Here is a 15,854-nt window from a genome sequence, read left to right as displayed (position 1 = left end):
TCTTGACGCACGTTCCCACAGGTCGATACTTGTCCAGCGTGCGTTAAGTGACTGTTCGTGACGACGTCAGCACAAGGCGAGAAAGTGACGCATGTTCCCGACCGGGGCTTCGCTCCACGAGTGACGCGGGCAGGCTCGACGCGCGAGAGGGCGGTCAAGGATGAAGAAGAAGAGACTGGGCGGGGCGGCCGTCGCCCTCGGCGTCGTCCTGGCGGTGACCGGCCTTCCGGCCCAGGCGTCCACCGGCAACCAGGCCGCCGGCGCCCGCGCGGCCCTCCCGCTGGGCCCGGCCGGCCTCGCCGAGACCCGCACCACACAGACCTTGCAGCCCGGCCTGACGCTCACCCGCATCGTGCGCGGCGCCGTGGACCCGGCACACCACTGGACCGTCGAGGCGACCATCCCCGGCGGCGACACCTCACCTGACCCCGACGCGCCGCCGACCACCCTCAAGGACAAGGCCAGCGCCGACGAACTCGCCGCCGACCTGCGAGGCGACGGCTTCGACGCGCGGGCCGAACAGGTGACGACACCGAGGACGACGGACTTCGCGGGCGGAACGCTCGGCTGGCGCGTGCGCATCGGCAGCTTCTCCTCCCGGTCCGCCGCGACAGCGGAACGCACCCGCGTGATCAACGCCGGTCACACCGGCTCGGTCACCTACACCGGCTGGGACGGTACGACCACGGACCGAGGCCCCTGGCGCATCGACGTCCTCACCATCGACCCGCGCACCTTCCGCGGCACCCTGGACGCCACCCACGGCCCCGACGTCGAGAACCGCGAGACCGTCAGCGCCCTCGCCGCCGACGCCGGTGCCGTCGCCGCGGTCAACGCGGGCTTCTTCGTCCTCGACCCCCGATCCGGCGCGCCCGGCGACCCGGCGGGCGTCGGCGTGTACGACGGACGCCTGCTGAGCGAACCGGTCAGCGGGCGCCCCGGCTTCGTCGTCCACGACGACGGCCGGAGCGCGCAGATCACCCGCCTCACCTGGCAGGGACGGGTCACCGCCCGCGGCACCTCCCTGCCGCTCGACGGCGTCAACCGTGTACCCGGCCTGATCCGCAACTGCGGCGGCAGCGAGGGCGACAGCCCGACCGCCCTGCCCCTGCACGACGTCACCTGCACCAATCCCGACCAACTCGTCGCGTTCACACCGGAGTACGGCGCGAACACCCCGAAGGGCGAGGGCGCGGAAGCCGTCCTGGACAGCCGGGGCCGCGTGCTGGAGCTGCGTTCCGTCCGCGGCGGCCCCCTCCCGCGCGGCGGCAGCTCGATCCAGGCGACCGGCCGGCACGTGGCCGCCCTGACGGCCCTGGCCCGCCCCGGCGAGCGTCTGCGCCTCGAGACGACCCTCCGCGACGACCGAGGCCGCCGAGTGACGCCGTCCCCCGGTACGGACATCGTCAACGCGGGACCCGAACTGGTCCGCGACGGACGCCTGCACGTCACCCCGGCCACCGACGGCATGGTGCACCCGGGTGACCCCAGCTGGTACTACGGCTGGGTCCACAAGCGCAATCCCCGCACCCTCGCCGGGACGGACGCGGCCGGCCGCACCGTCCTGGTCACCGCGGACGGCCGCGGCACGGACTCGCTCGGGCTGAGCATCACCGAGAGCGCGAAGGTGGCCCGGTCGCTGGGCCTGCGGGACGCCGTCAACCTCGACGGCGGCGGCTCCACGACGATGGTGGCCAACGGACAGGTGATCAACACCCCGTCCGACGCGGCGGGCGAACGGCCGGTAGGGGACGCGTTGTTGGTCCTGCCTCGGAAGCGGTGACACGCCGGCACACGGCCGAGGTGTGCGGAGCGTACCGTGGCCGCGGTGTCGTTCGGGACAGCTCACTCGGCAAGTGTCCGGGCCGACGATCCGGACGGCGGTGCCGGCCGCACCTCGAGCGTGGGGAAGTCGATGTCCTCGTCCCCGTCGCCGGCCGGCAGACGGCCCGCCGGGTCCGGGACGCAGCAGAGGCCGTACGCCCAGTACTCGGGGTACTCGTGGCGCATCAGATCAGGGGAGGGCGAGAGGTCGGCGTCCTTCGTGCTCGTCGCTCGGGGATCCTCGCGCCGAGCACGGCACAGCGGGGCGGCACCGCTCTCGAGAACGGCCGACTCCTGGACTGTCGCACACCGACTCCTGTGGTGGATGCTGCCCGAGAGCAAGGTGAATACGTTCCGCCCACCGTTGATCCAGCGACGAACCGCACCGCAGGGAGCCGCCGTGACCTTCCGAGCCCGTGTCCGTCTCGTCCTCGCCGCCCTGATCCTCGCGCTCGTACCGGCCACACCGACGCTCGCCGCCCCGGCCCCTGCGGGCGCCGTCGAGGAGCGTTCCCCTGCCCAGGGGGAGACGGGGCGGCACGGTGCCGAGGTCGTGGCGGTCACTCAGGTGGCAGAGCGGCAGGTTGACCTGTCGGTCCGTTCGACGGCGCTCGGCGGCCGGACCGTCAAGGTCCGTCTGCTGACCCCCGACGGCTGGAACCCGGACGACCGACGTCAGCACTGGCCGACCTTCTGGCTGTTGCACGGCTGCTGCGGCAATTACACGTCCTGGACCGCGATGACGGACGTCGCCGAGACCGACAGCCTGCGCGACGTGCTCGTGGTCATGCCCGAGGCCGGCTGGAACGGCTGGTACAGCGACTGGTGGAACCACGGTGAGGGCGGCGACCCCGCCTGGGAGACCTTCCACACGGTCGAACTCCGTCACCTCCTCGAACGCGACTGGGGCGCCGGCCGCAACCGCGTCGTCGCCGGACTGTCGATGGGCGGCCAGGGCGCCCTGCTGTACGCCGCCCGACACCCCGGCATGTTCAAGGCGACCGCCGCCTACTCGGGTTCCGCGCACCCCCTTCTCAACGACGAGTCGGTCGACCGCATCCTGGGCCTGTTCGCCGGCCAGGGCAACGACCCCCTCCGGGTGTGGGGCGACCCGGTCGCCCAGCGCCGCATCTGGCAGGCCCACGACCCGTTCCACCTGGCGAAGCGCCTCAAGTCGCTGCCCGTCTACCTGTCCTGTGGCGACGGCACGGCGGGCCCGCTGGACACACCGGGTGCGTCCAGCGCCCTCGAGGCGGACTTCAACCGTCAGAACCATGCCCTCGCCGCCGAGTTGAAGCGCATAGGAGCCAAGCGCCTGACCACCAACTTCTACGGCGCCGGCACCCATACGTGGCGTTACTGGGAACGCGAGCTGCACGCTTCCCTGCCGATGCTGCTGGGCGCACTGGGCGTGAAGAGCTGACACGCCAGAGGGGGGCCGCTCCCGCCGCACAGGGGCGGACTCACCCACGCTCCCGCAGATACGCGTCCAGCGCGGCGGCCCCGCGCAGCATCGCCCGTCCGCGGCCGGACAGCCGGCCGTGCCAGTCGCGTAGAGCACCCTCGAGGGGTTCCAGGCCGCCGGCTGTCCGCACCTGAGTGATCAGCGGGGCGATCCGCTCGAGCGGGTGACCGCCGCGTCTGAGCTGACGCACCAGGTGCGCGTCCCGCACGTCGGCCGGATCGTACACCCGGTATCCGGTCACCGGGTCGCGCCGCGGACGTACGAGTCCGGCGTCCTCCCACTTGCGCAGGGTCGCCGGACGGACGCCCAGCTCCTCGGCCAGGGGGCCGATGAACATCGGCCCGGACCGGTGGTGCCCGATGGCCGAATCCGTGGACGCCGTGTCCGAGGCGAGCCCGCGCAGCGCGTTCTCCACGGCTCGCAACGTGCGCCGGTCGTGAAGCAGCCGGGTGTGACTCTCGTCGATGAGGTGGAGGGCCTCGTCGACGGCGTCCCGGTTCACGGCCTGCATGACCGCCGTCGCCGTCGCGTGCCCGTGCCCCGGCACGAGGGCGAGGAACGCGTTCAACGCCCGCTCGTGCAGCGGAGCGTAGACGCGGTAGCCGTGGGCCGTCCGGTCGGCGGCCGGGAGGATCCCGGCCTCCTCGTAGTTCCTGACCGCCTGGGTGGACAGTCCGTGCCGACGCGCCAGGTCCACCGGCCTCAGCTTGCCACTCGTTTGAAGGTTGTGACCCACAGTTTCGAGAATACAGAGGGGAAACAGCGAGCAAACCTTCAACCGAAAGTTCAACGATACCGTTGAACGCATGGAAACCGGCATCAAGGACTGCGCCCGCCCCGTCGAGGCCTCGGCACTCATCGAACTGCTGCCGACCCGCCCCCGCCTGCTCGCCCTCGGCGAGCCCACACACGGCGAGGAGACCCTCCTCGACCTGCGCAACACGCTCTTCCAGCAACTCGTGGAACAGGAGGGCTATCGGACCATCGCGCTCGAGAGCGGCTGTCTGAAGGCGTTGACCGTGGACGCGTATGTCACCTCGGGCGAGGGCTCCCTCGACGACGTCATGGAGCGAGGCTTCAGCCACGGATGGGGCAGCTCGCAGGCGAACCGCGAACTGGTGCGCTGGATGCGTGAGTTCAACGTGGATCGCCCCGCAGCGGAGCAGGTCCGGTTCGCAGGCGTGGACGGCCCGCTGGAGATCACAGGCGCCGAAAGCCCGCGCCAGGCCCTTGCCTCGCTCCACGCCTACCTGGCGGCCCACATCGACGAGGACCTGCTGCCCTGCACGGCGGACGAACTCGACGGGCTCCTCGGCGCCGACGCGCGGTGGACCGATCAGGCGGCCATGATGGACCCGTCCCAGTCCATCGGCCGCACGCAGGAGGCACACGAACTGCGGCTGCTTGCCGACGACTTGACCGCCCTGCTGGAGACGCAGGCACCGCACCTCGCCGCGGTGTCGTCACCGGCCGGCCGGGACCGCGCGCACCTGTACGGACGCACCGCCGTCGGCCTGCTGCGCTACCACTCCTGGATGGCGGACACATCGTCCGCCCGCATGGCCCGCCTGCTCGCCACGCGGGACGGCATGATGGCCGGGAACCTCCTCGCCCTCGCCGCACGCGGACCGGTGCTCGTCCACGCCCACAACAGCCACCTGCAGCGCGACAAGAGCGCGATGAGCATGTGGGGTCATCCGAAGGTGGAGTGGTGGAGCGCCGGGGCTCTGGTGAGCGCGCATCTCGGTGATGAGTACGCCCATCTGGCGACCGCCCTGGGCACGATGAGGCACCAGGGCGTCGACGCCCCGCCCGCGGACACGGTGGAGGGCGTCCTGCACGCCCTGCCCGGGGCCCACTTCGTGATCGGCTCCGCGCGACTCACCGCCGCGGCACGCGCCGTACCCGTCGTTCCACGTGTGTCCCCGTACTTCGGCTACGCCCCGCTGGACCCGTCCCACCTGCCTCGCATCGACGGCATCGTGTACGTCAAGGACGTCCCGCACGGCTAGATGAGTGAGCCCGATGTTTGTGCCGGCCGCGACCATGGCGAAGGGCGCCCGTTGGTCAGTGTGTGAAGACGAACCTGGACGCCCTTCCGGCGGCACTGTACGTGTTCATCGACGACCATGTGGCTCCCCGTCGCCGGATCGGGCGACCCCCGAAACTGACGGACGCCGAACTGGTGTGCCTCGCGGCCGCCCAGGTCCTGCTCGGTTTCCCCTCGGCTCGCCACTGGATCCGCTTCGCACATGCCCGGCTGGGGCCCCTGTTCCGCTACCTGCCCCAGCAGTCCGCCTCCAACAAGCGCCTGAATGCGGCCAGGCCAGCCGGAGACCGCGAGAAGCCGGGCGGGCCGGGCGCCGCGTGGACGACAGCGGCTGGGTGAAGGTGTTGGCGAGGGCGCCCACTTGGGGTGTCGCGGCCCGAGTGCGGCAGTCCGTCCTTCAGGTGCGCAGGAAGCCGGCATGACGGGCGTGGGGTCCGGCCGTCATCCGGCCGACGGCGGTGGAGAGCACGCTGCGGTGGAGCCGGGCTCCCTGCCGGTCGCACCGGAGCCGGTACGGCACTCGGTTCGACGGTCCGGTCGGCGTCCAGCCGTGCGTGGACGTCGAGCGGTACGTCTTCACGGAGTTCGTCGAGAAGGTGGCCCTTCCGGCACCGCACCCGGCTGCGCGTGCGACTCCGTGTTTCACTTCCGACCCCCGAGTATCTGGTTGGTATTAATCATTTGTAGATCGAACGTAAATCGGGGCGCATGAGGATGCTTGTGCCGTCTGATCACAGACTGCTACGCCAAGAGGAAAGGCACACTCATGAGATACGGCAGAACCAGCCTGTGGGCTGCGGGTTCGGCCCTGGCCGCGGCGATGACGCTCGTCGGCACCCTCGCCCCGGGCGCCAGCGCCGGGCAGCAGCGCGACGGTAACAGCGAGAAGAGCGTCCCGATCTCACAGGCTGTCGGCGCCGACAACCTGCGGAAGATGAACGAGCAGCGACCCCTCGTCGCCGCTGCGAGCATCCTGGCCAAGGCCCAGGAGCGGGGCCACTACGAGGGCTACACGGGCATCGGCCTTCAGGAAGACCACGTCACCCTGTGGTGGAAGGGCGACCTGCCCGAGCCCGTACAGCGGGCTGCGGAGCGGGCCCGCAGAACCGCCCCCGTGCACATCGTCGCCGCGGACCACTCGCTGGCCGAACTCAAGGACGCCTCCGAGCTGTTACAAGCCCGGCTGGAGAAGGACCCCTCGCTCGGTCACAGCGTCAAGATCCCCACTGACGGCAGCGGACTGGTCCTGGCACAGGACACCACCCGCGCAGCACGCACCGCCTCCGTCGCGCAGGACCACAGCACGGTCGACCGGATCGCCGGCGTGTCCGTGAAGACGATCAGCGAGGAGCCTCTCCAGGAACGCTCGCGTGTGAACGACAGTGCGCCGTGGTCGGGCGGAGCACAGATAAACTTCAACGGCGGGGCGTGCACGGCCGGGTTCGGTGTGCGTGACGCAAGCGCGACCTACCTGCTCACCGCTGAGCACTGTGGTCGGAGCGGCAATCGGTTCACCAACCCGCAGGGCACCTACATCGGCACCTCCACCAAGTCCAGTGACGCCCACGACGTGATGCTCATCCCCACGAACTCCGACAACTTCATGTACACCGGGGGACCCGACAGCAACGCGGGCGTGCGGGTCGACGGCTGGGACCACGTCTTCCCGGGTGAGTACCTGTGCCAGTCCGGAGTCACCAGCGCACGGGCCACGGGCGGCCCGGTCTGCAACATGAAGGTCCTCTTCTTCTACAACGACTCCGAAGACCTGGTGGAGGCGGAGCAGATGGACGGCCGGGAGGCGGCCCGCAGCGGTGACAGCGGCGGCCCGATCTACACCGCCTCGGCCGCCGGCGGCGCGATCGCCAAGGGCACGGTGACCCGTAGTGCGGGGGCGCGCCTGGGCTTCCAGGACTTCTACACGGCCACGCGGGACTTCGGCATCTGGATCAACAGGTAGATCCGTCCTCGCGGCCCGTGCCAGGGCCCGCCCGGCGTCCTCGGCGGCCGTGAAGGCCGGGAGGACGCCGGCTTCCGTCGCGGCGGCCTCGGCGAGCCGCAGCGCGGGCTGGTGGTGGGAGCCGAGGCGGGACGGCTGTCAGCGCGGCAGTTCCTGTCCCCGCACCAGCGGCAGGGTGCCGGCGAGCCGGACCGCTGGTGGGCCAGGCGCCGCCGGACGGGGCCGGGGACGCCCGGCAGCCGCAGCAGCCGCTCGCCGGCGGCGCGCAGGATGCGATTCCCGGCGGTGTCAGCGGTGTACGCGTCGTAGCCGTACACCAACGCGGCGGCGGCCGAGGAGGAGTTGCGCCCGATGTCCCGGGCCGCCACCCAGCGCGCCCCGGGGCCGGCCGGGGCGTCCACGAGCGCGCCGCTCACCCGCAGTTCCGCCCGGAACCGGCGTGCGTGGTGGCCGAGTCCCGGCCACTCCTCGGCGGTCACGGGGGAACCCTTCCGCAACAGGAACTTGTCCGTCCCGTCGTCGCCGTACCGGGTCAGCAAACGCCCGCGTGCCTCGGCACCGTCCTGCGGCAGCTTGATGCGGAAATCGGGCGCGCCGGACAGACGGTCGGGCAGCGGCATGGGTGACCTTCGGGGAGAGGGCGACGCCTGCGTCGAACACCGCGCAGGCCAAACGTCGGCCCCGTCGACGTGTATGCGTGAGGTTTCAGTCCTCTTCGGACAAGGCGGCGCGCAGGTCGGCCGGCGTCACCTGTCCCTCAGGGGTGTCGGCCAGCCAGAAGGTCCAGCCGCTGGTCCCCGCTCCGGCCGTGTTGGCGGCTCCGGACGGGGTGTCGTGGATCTGCCCGTCGAGCCGGATGCGGCCCTCGTCGTCGACGACGGCCACCTGCCCGTACTCCTCCCACGCGGGGGTGAGGACGGTGCCCGCGCTGATCAGGCCGGCGTCCAGCAGCTCCGACAGCTTGATCCGGCGGGAGGGGAGCATGCTCGCCGTGCGCTGCTCGGGCACGGCGGACGGGGCGCTGTACACAGGGCGGTGGGAATCGCTCTCCAACTGCCAGAAGGCGTCACGGACGACCTGTGCCATCAGGTCCGTCCGGTGGGGACCGGCCGTCCGCCGGTCCCCACCGCCACCTCACAGCGGCTCAGCTGTACGGAATGACCAGCACGGACTTGTCCGTGCCCGTCTGCAGCTTCGCCGGGCCGTTGCCGATGGCGCTCCACACCTCCAGGCGTACCGTGCCGCCCCTGAGGTCGCTCAGGGCGCCCGTGGACGACTTGAGGCCGCGGGCCTGGGTGTACTCCTCCCAGCCCGGCACCGGGTCGGTCGCGAAGTAGTGGTACGTCTCCGTCCGGTCGAACGCGCCGTCACCGGTGAAGTCGTAGCTCACCCGCGCCTGCTGGCCGAGGCCGACCGCCGTGCCCGCGTCGACCTGGAGCCGGAAGGCGGTCTGACCGCCCGAGGACAGCGTGCCGTTGACGCCGCGCACCTCGTAGACGAGGGGCTGGTACGGGGTGCCGTCGTGGTTGGCGCCGTTCGCGGAGGGGATGGTGTCGCTGCCCGCCGTACCGCCGGACGCCGTGGTGAGGACACCACCGGCGCGCAGCTGGAAGGTGTTGCCGGTCGGCGGCTCCGGGTCGGGATCGGGGTCCGGGTCGGAGGAGCCGGTGCCCGTGCCGGTCGCCGTGGAACGGGCCGGTACGGACAGCTTCTTGCCGTCGGAGAAGGTCACCGTACGGGCCGCCGCACCGTGGTTGTGGGCCACGTACGTCCGGGTCGTGCCCTTGGTGAACACCGCGGAGGTCGGGATGTCACCCGTCACCGTGGCGTCCGGGGCGCCGACGGCGGCCAGGGTGTTGATCCAGTGGTAGGTGTGCGCCTTCGACTCGCCCTCCTCCGGGGTGTAACCGGCGTGGCCGGCGTCCCACTTGGCCTTGGCCGAAGCCGGGTCGGCGAAGGACTCGAACTCCCAGAGGAGGTCGCGCCACTCGACGGCGGGGCCGCCGTTCTCCCGTTCCATCTCGGCGAGGTTGCGACGGATCGCCGCCTTCTCGCCGCCGAGGTGCAGCGAACCGCCGGTCACCGGAAGGACGTTGATGCCGTGGATCTCCTCGGGGTTCGCGGTCCACCAGGTGGAGTACGCGGCGCCGCTGCCCCACACCATGCCCGCCGTGTCGTGGCCGAACGAGGACGGGAAGACCTGCTCATCGGCGTCGAACCAGTACTGGGCGATCGACTCCGACTCCGTGGTCAGCAGGAAGGCGCCGAGGTCGCGCAGCAAGGTGTCACCGGTCGCGGAGCCCCACAGGACGAGGGCCGCGCTGAGGTTGGTGGACTCGGACGACGACTCCTGGTTGTTGCCGGCGGCGAAGCCCTGGTGTCCGGAGGCCCAGCCGTGGCCCGCGTACACGTCGAAGCCGCGCAGGAAGGGGAACGCGGAGTCGGTGCGGTTCGGGTTCGCGGTGTCCCGGACGAGCGTCTTGACCATGCCGCCCCATGCCGAGTCCGCGGCCCAGGCCGGGTCGTACTGGGCGATGATCGCGGCCGCGTAGACGTAGTACCCGTAGTGGAAGTGGTGGTCGTTCAGCTCGGTGTCGCTGCCGTAGGAGGCGGGGTAACCGGTGAGGGTCTTCCAGTTCCTGTCGTAGCTGAACTCGTTGGCGCCGCCCGCCGTGAACCAGTCCTGCAGCCTGCCCTTCATCAGGTTCAGCATGCGGTCGCGGATACCGGTCTCACCGATCTGGTCGGCCACGGGCACGAGTTGGGCGAGACGGCCGAGCGCCTTGCCGGTCCAGTAGGTGTCGACCGCGCCGGAGAAGGGGTCGGAGGCGTTCACCACGTCGTTCAGGTAGCCGCGCAGCCGGGCGGCGTCCACGCCGTTCGACTTGGGCAGGGCGGGCAGTACCGCCGCCGCCTTCTGCGTGGTGGTGAAGGACGCCGACTCGCGGACCTTCATGGTGCCGCGCGGCGACACGTAGGTGTACGAGGTGAGCGGGTCCGTGGTGTGCAGCCACTGGTGACGGTAGAGGGCCTGGAGCGTGCCGCGCTCGGTGCCCTCCTTCGCCTCGGTGGTGAGCGTGTAGGTCGCCCTGACGGTTCCGCCGCTGTAGTTCCAGGTCACCTTGGAGTCGGTGACGAAGCTGTAGGCGTACTTCTTGAACGTCGCCAGCGCGCCGGTGTTCGGCAGCACGGCGACGGAGAAGTAGTCCTTGCCGCCGAGACCCGCGGTGACGGTGGAGCCGGAGACGTTCCAGTCGCTGCCGGTCGGGGCGAAGAGGGCGTAGTGGTGTCCGGCGACGGTGATGCCGAGGACGTTGCCCTGGTCGGCGAAGACGCTGGGCGCGCCCGCGGTGGTGATCTGTGCGTTGCCGCCGGAGCCCTTGGCGTACACGAAGGGCGAGCCGTGCCCGATGGTGGTGCGCAGGGTCCGGGTTCCGTCGGACCAGTAGGGGGTGACCGTCCAGTCGGACCAGTCGTCGGCCTTGGTGTCGGGGGAGTTGAGGCCGGTCAGTCCGATGGTCAGGTCGCGCTTGTGGGCGAACTCGTACTGGCGGCCGTCACCGGTGATCGTGGGGGTCGTCGGGTACCCGACGTCGAGTCCGCCGGCGGTGGCCTGGTAGGTGAGGGGGTGCCCGTACATGGGGGTCGAGTACGGGTTGTCGCCGTAGCGCTGGAAGGCGAGGGAGGACCACCAGTCGTTGGTGGGCACAGGGCGGTTCCGTGCGGCGGCGGTCACCTTGGGCGTGACCGGCGTACCCGTGTTGGTCGTGGGGCCGGACGTTCCGGGCGGCCGGGTGTCGGAGTAACTGCCCGCGCCTACGGGGACGGTGGCGGCGGCCGCGGGGGTGGCGGCCGGGCCCAGGCCGACGACGGCGAGGGCCGAGGCCAGCAGCAGAACGGTTGCCGGTCTGGTGCGTGGGGATGGCATGCGTCACCTCAAGTTGTGACTGGGGGAGTCTCTGAGAGCGCTCTCAGATGGCCGGAACGTAAAGCCGATGTAATGCACGTGTCAATGGCTTGAACGCAACAGGCTGTGTCGGGCCCGTACTCCGTCATGTCTTCGACGACGGTGGTGAGTTGTGCCGTGGCGTGTGCGGTGGGTGCGTCCAACGGGACAGGACCCCCGGTGACGACGGGCTCGGCCCGTCCCAAGCCGTCACCGGTACCGGCGATCCGCGCGGGACCGGTCACGGCGTGGGCGGCCGAGCCGGCGGCTGTGCGGGGGAGTGGGGCATCAGCACATCGAGGCCGACGAGGAGGAGGGCGAGGTCCGGTCGGGGGCGTTTCTGCCCGGCGGGGTTCTGCCCGGACCCGCGGACGCGGTCCGGGCGCGGCTGTCTGAGACCGGTCGCCACGACACCGGGGTGCCGCAGTGGTGCCGTGGCCGACCGGTGACGAGGCGGGTCCCGGGTCCGGGCGCTACGCGGGCGCGAAGGGCGTCGGCCGCTGGTCGCTGCCGGACGGCGTGGCCCGTGACGAGCCGGACCATCCGTCGATCGCCGCCTGCCTCGACGCCGTGCACCGCACGCTCGCCGAGGGGCCCGCCGACGCCATGGGCGCTGATGCGCCCGGCCGGGTGCGGGGCTGCCTGATCCGGGACGGTCCCGGGGCGCCTCTGACGGAATGCGCGTCGGAGCACCGGCGCCCGATCCGCACCCAGGAGCGACACCGCGACACCCCGGTGGGCGTCAGCAGTTCGGAATGACCGCCCCGCCGTTGTCCCGCGCCTCGTCGTTCCCCCACCGGGACAAGTAGTACGCGGACACGTACGCCCCGCGCCCGTTCTTGCCCGCGTAGGTGACGTCGAGGTCCGTCTTCAGCCACCAGTGGTTGTACGTGCCGTTCGCGCCGCGGATCTCCTGGCCCCACACCTTGCAGTACACGTAGTTGGTGCCCGCGTTCAGCACGCCCTGCGCGTCGTTGGTGTTCGGCTGGGCGTAGCCCGTGGCGTTGGCGAAGGTGTCGACCCAGTAGCGGCCGATGCCGCAGCCGTTGTCGCTGGTCAGGTGGTGACTGCCGTAGGAGCCTGGGTAGGCGAGGGCGGCTCCGTTGAGGGTGATCCTCTGTCCGACGCCGTTGAGGAGCTGTTCGTAGTGGATGTGGGCGCCGGAGCTGTTGCCGGTGCTGCCGGTGGTGCCGATCTGCTGGCCCTGACCCACGTAGGCGCCATGGGCGACGGAGAAGGCGTTCAGGTGGAAGTAGTAGGTCTTCCAGCCGCCACCGTGGTCGATCACGATGTAGTTGCCGGCACCGTTCGCCTGGTAGTGCCGGGTGGCGGTGCCGGCGGCCGACGCGAGCACCGGCGCGCCGCTGGTCGCGCCGCCGTCGCTGCGGACGAAGTCGAGCGCCTGCCGGACCTCGGCCGAGTGGTGGCTGTACGTCCACTTCTGGCCGCAGGCGAAAGGCGCCTTGAAGAGGGGCGCCGCCTGCGCGGGTGTCGCCACGAGCAGGCTGCCCACGAGGGCCACGAGGCCGACCAGGGCGATGCGGATCGATCGCAAGGCTGTCTCCGAACTGCGACGTGCGTCGCGCGGCGATGTCAGCGGACAGGGACGGCGACCAGGATGCCGTAGTTGATGCGTTCACGACAGAGTGTCGATCCGTGCGATGCGGGGCGGATGCGCCTCACGGCTCCTCGTCGGCGATCTTCTCCGCGATCCGGCCGAGCGCCGCCAGTTCCTCCGGATCGAGCCGGTCGACGAAGTGCCGTCGTACGGAGTCGAGATGGGTCGGCGCGGCTTCCCGGAGCGTGTCCCAGCCCGTCTCCGTCAGCACCAGGAGGCAGCCCCTGCCGTCGGTGGGGTCGGGTGCGCGGCGGATGAGGTCGCGCGCCTCCATGCGGGTCGCGTGCCGGGACAGGCGGCTGCGGGACCACCCCATCTTCGTGGCCTGTTCGCGCAGGGTGCTGGTCCCGTGGGGGCGTTCGGACAGGGTGCTGAGCACCTCGTAGTCCGGCTCGGACAGGCCGTGTGCGGCGAGGTCCTGCACGGTGCGGGTCTGCACCGCGATCACCATGCGGCGGTAGGCGCGCCAGGCGCGTTCCTCCTCGGCCGTGAGCCACCGGACCGCGGATTCCTCGTTTTTCGTTGACATGTAATCAATCTAGCGGCTAGTTTCGTTTCCATGACAACGAAGCGGCTTCGCATCCTCGTCCTGACGTGCAGCACCCGGCCCGGCGCGCTCGGCCCCGCCGTCGGCGGATGGCTCACCGACACCCTCGCCCCGGTCGTCGAGGGGCTCGGCGTGGACCTCGTGCCCCTGGCCGTCGGCGATCTGGACCTGCCCTTCCTGGACGAGGAGGAGCACCCGTCGACCGGCGTCCACCACCACGAGCACACCCGCCGGTGGAGCCGGATCGTCGACGAGGCGGACGGGTTCGTCTTCGTCACGCCGGAGTACAACTACGGCATGCCGGCCACGCTGAAGAACGCGCTCGACTACCTCGGCCCGGAATGGGCCTGGAAGCCCGCCGGCTTCGTCAGCTACGGTCACACCTCGGCCGGAACCCGCGCGGTCCAGCACGCCAAGCAGGTGGTGACCACGCTGCGCCTGGTCCCGCTGGGGTCGACCGTCGCGATACGGATCGGCGACGCGATGCGGGACGACCGGTTCGCCCCCGAGGCGCGCCACGCCGAGGCGGCCGAAGGGCTGCTGGCGGAACTGGTGCGGGTCGCCCACGCCCTCACCCCGATGCGCGAGCGCGAACGGACCGGCTCCGTGACCGGCCCGCTCCCCGGTTCCTACGCCCGGCGTCTCGGTCCGGACGACGCCGCCGAGGTGACCGTGCTGCAGCGCTGCTGCTGGATGGAGGAGGCGCTGGTCAACGACACGCTCGACATCCCCGCGCTGCACGAGACCCCGGACGATGTGCGCGCGTGGCTGGCCGACTGGGACGTCACGGGACTGTGGCGCGACGGACGGCTGCTCGGGATGGTCCGCACCCGCCGAGCCGGCGACGACCTGCACATCGGACGCCTCGCCGTCGTGCCCGACCTGCGGGGACTCGGCGTGGGACGGTGGCTGCTGAGCCTCGCCGAGTCGGCAGCCGAGGGGTGCCGCCGTGTCGTCCTGACCACCGGCGCCACCAGCCACCGCAACCTCGCCCTCTACCGCCGGCAGGGCTACGTCACGCTTTCCGGCGCGCGGGACGACGGAGCGGTGGATCTGGCGAAGGCCGTCGCCGTCTGAGCGGGCACCGGATCGCGCCGCCCCGCACGGGTGAGCGGGGTGACGCTGACCGGTGCGGGGCGGCGTCCCGTGGCGTCCCGTGACGGCGACGGTGGCGAGCCGGGACGCGTTGCGCAGGCCCATGGCGCCCTCACTGACGGAGCGCTGCCCGGAGCGGTGAGAGGCCGTGAGGGGCCCCGCCCGCCGGGCGACGACAGCTCACTCCGGGGGCGTGGGGGTCTCGTGGGTGCGGTACATCGCCTGGACGTCCAGCTCCAGTTGTACGGTCGGGCCGACGACCGCGATGCCGCGGGCCAGCATCGAGCGCCAGTTGAGCGTGAAGTCCTCGCGGTGCAGCTCCGCCTTCGCCAGGGCCGCGCAGCGCAACTCCTGTTCGTAGCCGCCGTTCACCATGCCGAGGTACGTCGTGTCCAGGCCCACGGAGCGGCTGGTGCCGTGCATGGTGAGCGTGCCGTTCAGCGTCCACCGGGAACCGCCCCGGTAGGTGAACCGGGTGCTGACGAAGTCGATGTACGGGTACTGCTCGACGTCGAGGAAGTCGGCGGAGCGCAGGTGATTGTCCCGGGTCTTGTTGCCGGTGGCGATGCTGGAGGCGTCGATGCGCACCGAGACCTGGGAGTCGCCCATGTCGGGCGCGACGCGGATGCCCCCGGTGAAGCGGGTGAAGCGTCCGTGCACGTGCGCCATGCCCACGTGCTTGGCGATGAAGCGGATCGCGGTGTGCGGCGGGTCGAACAACCAGGTGCCGGGCGGCGGCAGTTCCAGTTGACGTGCGGGCAGCAGCGCGATGCGTGCCGGGGGTGGTACGGCACCGGCGGCGATGTCGACGGTGTTGCGGACCGGGGTGAGTCCCTCCGCCGAGACCAGCACGCTGTAGGAGCCGGGCGGGAGCGCCGCCATGAACAGGCCGTACGGATCAGTGGTGCCGTGGGCGACGACCCGGTGGCTGTCCAGGGCGGTCACCGTGACATCGGCGCCGCCCAAGGGCTGTCCCACAGGATCGACGATCTCGCAGCCGTATGCGCCGGCGCCGGCCGGAAGGGGCAGCGAGATGTCCGGTGAGGTGCCGGGGGCGTTGCGGGAACGCCGACGCCGGAGCAGTCCGAGGGCCATGCGGTTCGCCTTCCTTCGTGCGTGTCACCGCCGCGAGCCCCGCACCGATGCACGTGCCCGCGGCCGCCGAGAGCCGCGGGGGTGGGTTGCAAGCGCGATGAAGTCAATGGTTGAACAACCATAGATCACGTGACATGGAGTGATCGTCGTCGAGTTCGGGCGCCGCATGCCCTTGTCACGTGCTGAAATGCGAAACTCCATCGTCCTGGCCTTTCGGGGGACCGTGCAGCGGCCGTCGACTGCGCCTGTTTTGC

Annotated in this window: 15 protein-coding genes; 7 read left to right on the top strand and 8 right to left on the bottom strand. The window is 71.1% G+C overall.

The genetic code is table 11. The features are described 5' to 3' along the window. The first annotated feature begins 160 nt into the window (after positions 1-160). Positions 161-1,783 (top strand): phosphodiester glycosidase family protein, encoded by a 1,623-nt coding sequence (locus ACIQ8B_RS15275; RefSeq protein ID WP_403547171.1) that lies wholly within the window; start codon positions 161-163, stop codon positions 1,781-1,783. A 62-nt stretch (positions 1,784-1,845) separates the two neighbouring features. On the opposite strand, the gene ACIQ8B_RS15270 is transcribed toward ACIQ8B_RS15275, so the two are convergent. Then, positions 1,846-2,010 (bottom strand): hypothetical protein, encoded by a 165-nt coding sequence (locus tag ACIQ8B_RS15270; protein WP_403547169.1) that lies wholly within the window; start codon positions 2,008-2,010, stop codon positions 1,846-1,848. Positions 2,011-2,224: 214 nt separating this feature from the next. Here ACIQ8B_RS15270 and ACIQ8B_RS15265 point away from each other — a divergent pair, with 214 nt between their 5' ends. Next, entirely contained in the window at positions 2,225-3,247 is a 1,023-nt protein-coding gene (locus ACIQ8B_RS15265) for an alpha/beta hydrolase (protein WP_403547167.1), read from the top strand. A 40-nt stretch (positions 3,248-3,287) separates the two neighbouring features. Here the strand turns inward: ACIQ8B_RS15265 and ACIQ8B_RS15260 are convergent, their stop codons facing one another. Continuing rightward, the gene (locus ACIQ8B_RS15260) at positions 3,288-4,025 is read right to left on the bottom strand and encodes a TioE family transcriptional regulator (RefSeq protein WP_403547165.1); all 738 of its coding nucleotides are present in this window, start codon (positions 4,023-4,025) and stop codon (positions 3,288-3,290) included. A gap of 70 nt (positions 4,026-4,095) precedes the next feature. Between ACIQ8B_RS15260 and ACIQ8B_RS15255 the strand changes: the two genes are divergently transcribed. The 3 genes from ACIQ8B_RS15255 to ACIQ8B_RS15245 all read left to right on the top strand — a co-directional run bounded on the left by ACIQ8B_RS15255 (position 4,096) and on the right by ACIQ8B_RS15245 (position 7,299). Then, positions 4,096-5,301 (top strand): erythromycin esterase family protein, encoded by a 1,206-nt coding sequence (locus tag ACIQ8B_RS15255; protein ID WP_403547163.1) that lies wholly within the window; start codon positions 4,096-4,098, stop codon positions 5,299-5,301. A gap of 62 nt (positions 5,302-5,363) precedes the next feature. Continuing rightward, on the top strand, positions 5,364-5,678 hold the full coding sequence (locus ACIQ8B_RS15250; RefSeq protein ID WP_403547161.1) for a hypothetical protein: 315 nt from the start codon (positions 5,364-5,366) through the stop codon (positions 5,676-5,678). 427 nt (positions 5,679-6,105) lie between these two features. Further along, on the top strand, positions 6,106-7,299 hold the full coding sequence (locus ACIQ8B_RS15245; RefSeq protein WP_403547159.1) for a trypsin-like serine protease: 1,194 nt from the start codon (positions 6,106-6,108) through the stop codon (positions 7,297-7,299). Here ACIQ8B_RS15245 and ACIQ8B_RS15240 read toward each other — a convergent pair. The 3 genes from ACIQ8B_RS15240 to ACIQ8B_RS15230 all read right to left on the bottom strand — a co-directional run bounded on the left by ACIQ8B_RS15240 (position 7,257) and on the right by ACIQ8B_RS15230 (position 11,227). Then, a complete protein-coding gene (locus tag ACIQ8B_RS15240) occupies positions 7,257-7,919 on the bottom strand; it encodes a hypothetical protein (protein WP_403547157.1) in 663 nt (220 codons plus the stop codon). The two genes, ACIQ8B_RS15245 and ACIQ8B_RS15240, sit on opposite strands and share 43 nt — an antisense overlap. Positions 7,920-8,004: 85 nt before the next feature. Further along, complete coding sequence (locus ACIQ8B_RS15235; protein ID WP_403547155.1) at positions 8,005-8,385, bottom strand: hypothetical protein; 381 nt, start codon at positions 8,383-8,385, stop codon at positions 8,005-8,007. A 58-nt stretch (positions 8,386-8,443) separates the two neighbouring features. Continuing rightward, positions 8,444-11,227 carry a glycosyl hydrolase gene (locus tag ACIQ8B_RS15230; protein ID WP_403547153.1) on the bottom strand — a complete coding sequence of 928 codons (2,784 nt, stop codon included), beginning with the start codon at positions 11,225-11,227 and terminating at the stop codon, positions 8,444-8,446. A 447-nt stretch (positions 11,228-11,674) separates the two neighbouring features. Between ACIQ8B_RS15230 and ACIQ8B_RS15225 the strand changes: the two genes are divergently transcribed. Continuing rightward, the gene (locus ACIQ8B_RS15225) at positions 11,675-12,004 is read left to right on the top strand and encodes a hypothetical protein (protein ID WP_403547151.1); all 330 of its coding nucleotides are present in this window, start codon (positions 11,675-11,677) and stop codon (positions 12,002-12,004) included. On the opposite strand, the gene ACIQ8B_RS15220 is transcribed toward ACIQ8B_RS15225, so the two are convergent. Both ACIQ8B_RS15220 and ACIQ8B_RS15215 read right to left on the bottom strand, forming a co-directional pair. Then, entirely contained in the window at positions 11,988-12,800 is an 813-nt protein-coding gene (locus ACIQ8B_RS15220) for a M23 family metallopeptidase (RefSeq protein ID WP_403547149.1), read from the bottom strand. The genes ACIQ8B_RS15225 and ACIQ8B_RS15220 overlap by 17 nt on opposite strands. A gap of 124 nt (positions 12,801-12,924) precedes the next feature. Further along, positions 12,925-13,392 carry a MarR family winged helix-turn-helix transcriptional regulator gene (locus ACIQ8B_RS15215; protein WP_403547147.1) on the bottom strand — a complete coding sequence of 156 codons (468 nt, stop codon included), beginning with the start codon at positions 13,390-13,392 and terminating at the stop codon, positions 12,925-12,927. Positions 13,393-13,422: 30 nt separating this feature from the next. Here ACIQ8B_RS15215 and ACIQ8B_RS15210 point away from each other — a divergent pair, with 30 nt between their 5' ends. Continuing rightward, on the top strand, positions 13,423-14,487 hold the full coding sequence (locus ACIQ8B_RS15210; protein WP_403547145.1) for a GNAT family N-acetyltransferase: 1,065 nt from the start codon (positions 13,423-13,425) through the stop codon (positions 14,485-14,487). 198 nt (positions 14,488-14,685) lie between these two features. On the opposite strand, the gene ACIQ8B_RS15205 is transcribed toward ACIQ8B_RS15210, so the two are convergent. Beyond that, the gene (locus ACIQ8B_RS15205) at positions 14,686-15,600 is read right to left on the bottom strand and encodes a YceI family protein (RefSeq protein ID WP_290010991.1); all 915 of its coding nucleotides are present in this window, start codon (positions 15,598-15,600) and stop codon (positions 14,686-14,688) included. Between the last annotated feature and the right edge of the window lie 254 nt (positions 15,601-15,854).

This window comes from Streptomyces sp. NPDC096105 (assembly GCF_044763335.1).
In the GTDB taxonomy this organism is placed as follows: domain Bacteria; phylum Actinomycetota; class Actinomycetes; order Streptomycetales; family Streptomycetaceae; genus Streptomyces.
Note: the sequence above shows the minus strand (reverse complement) of the source record. Positions and strands in the feature narration are given on the sequence as shown.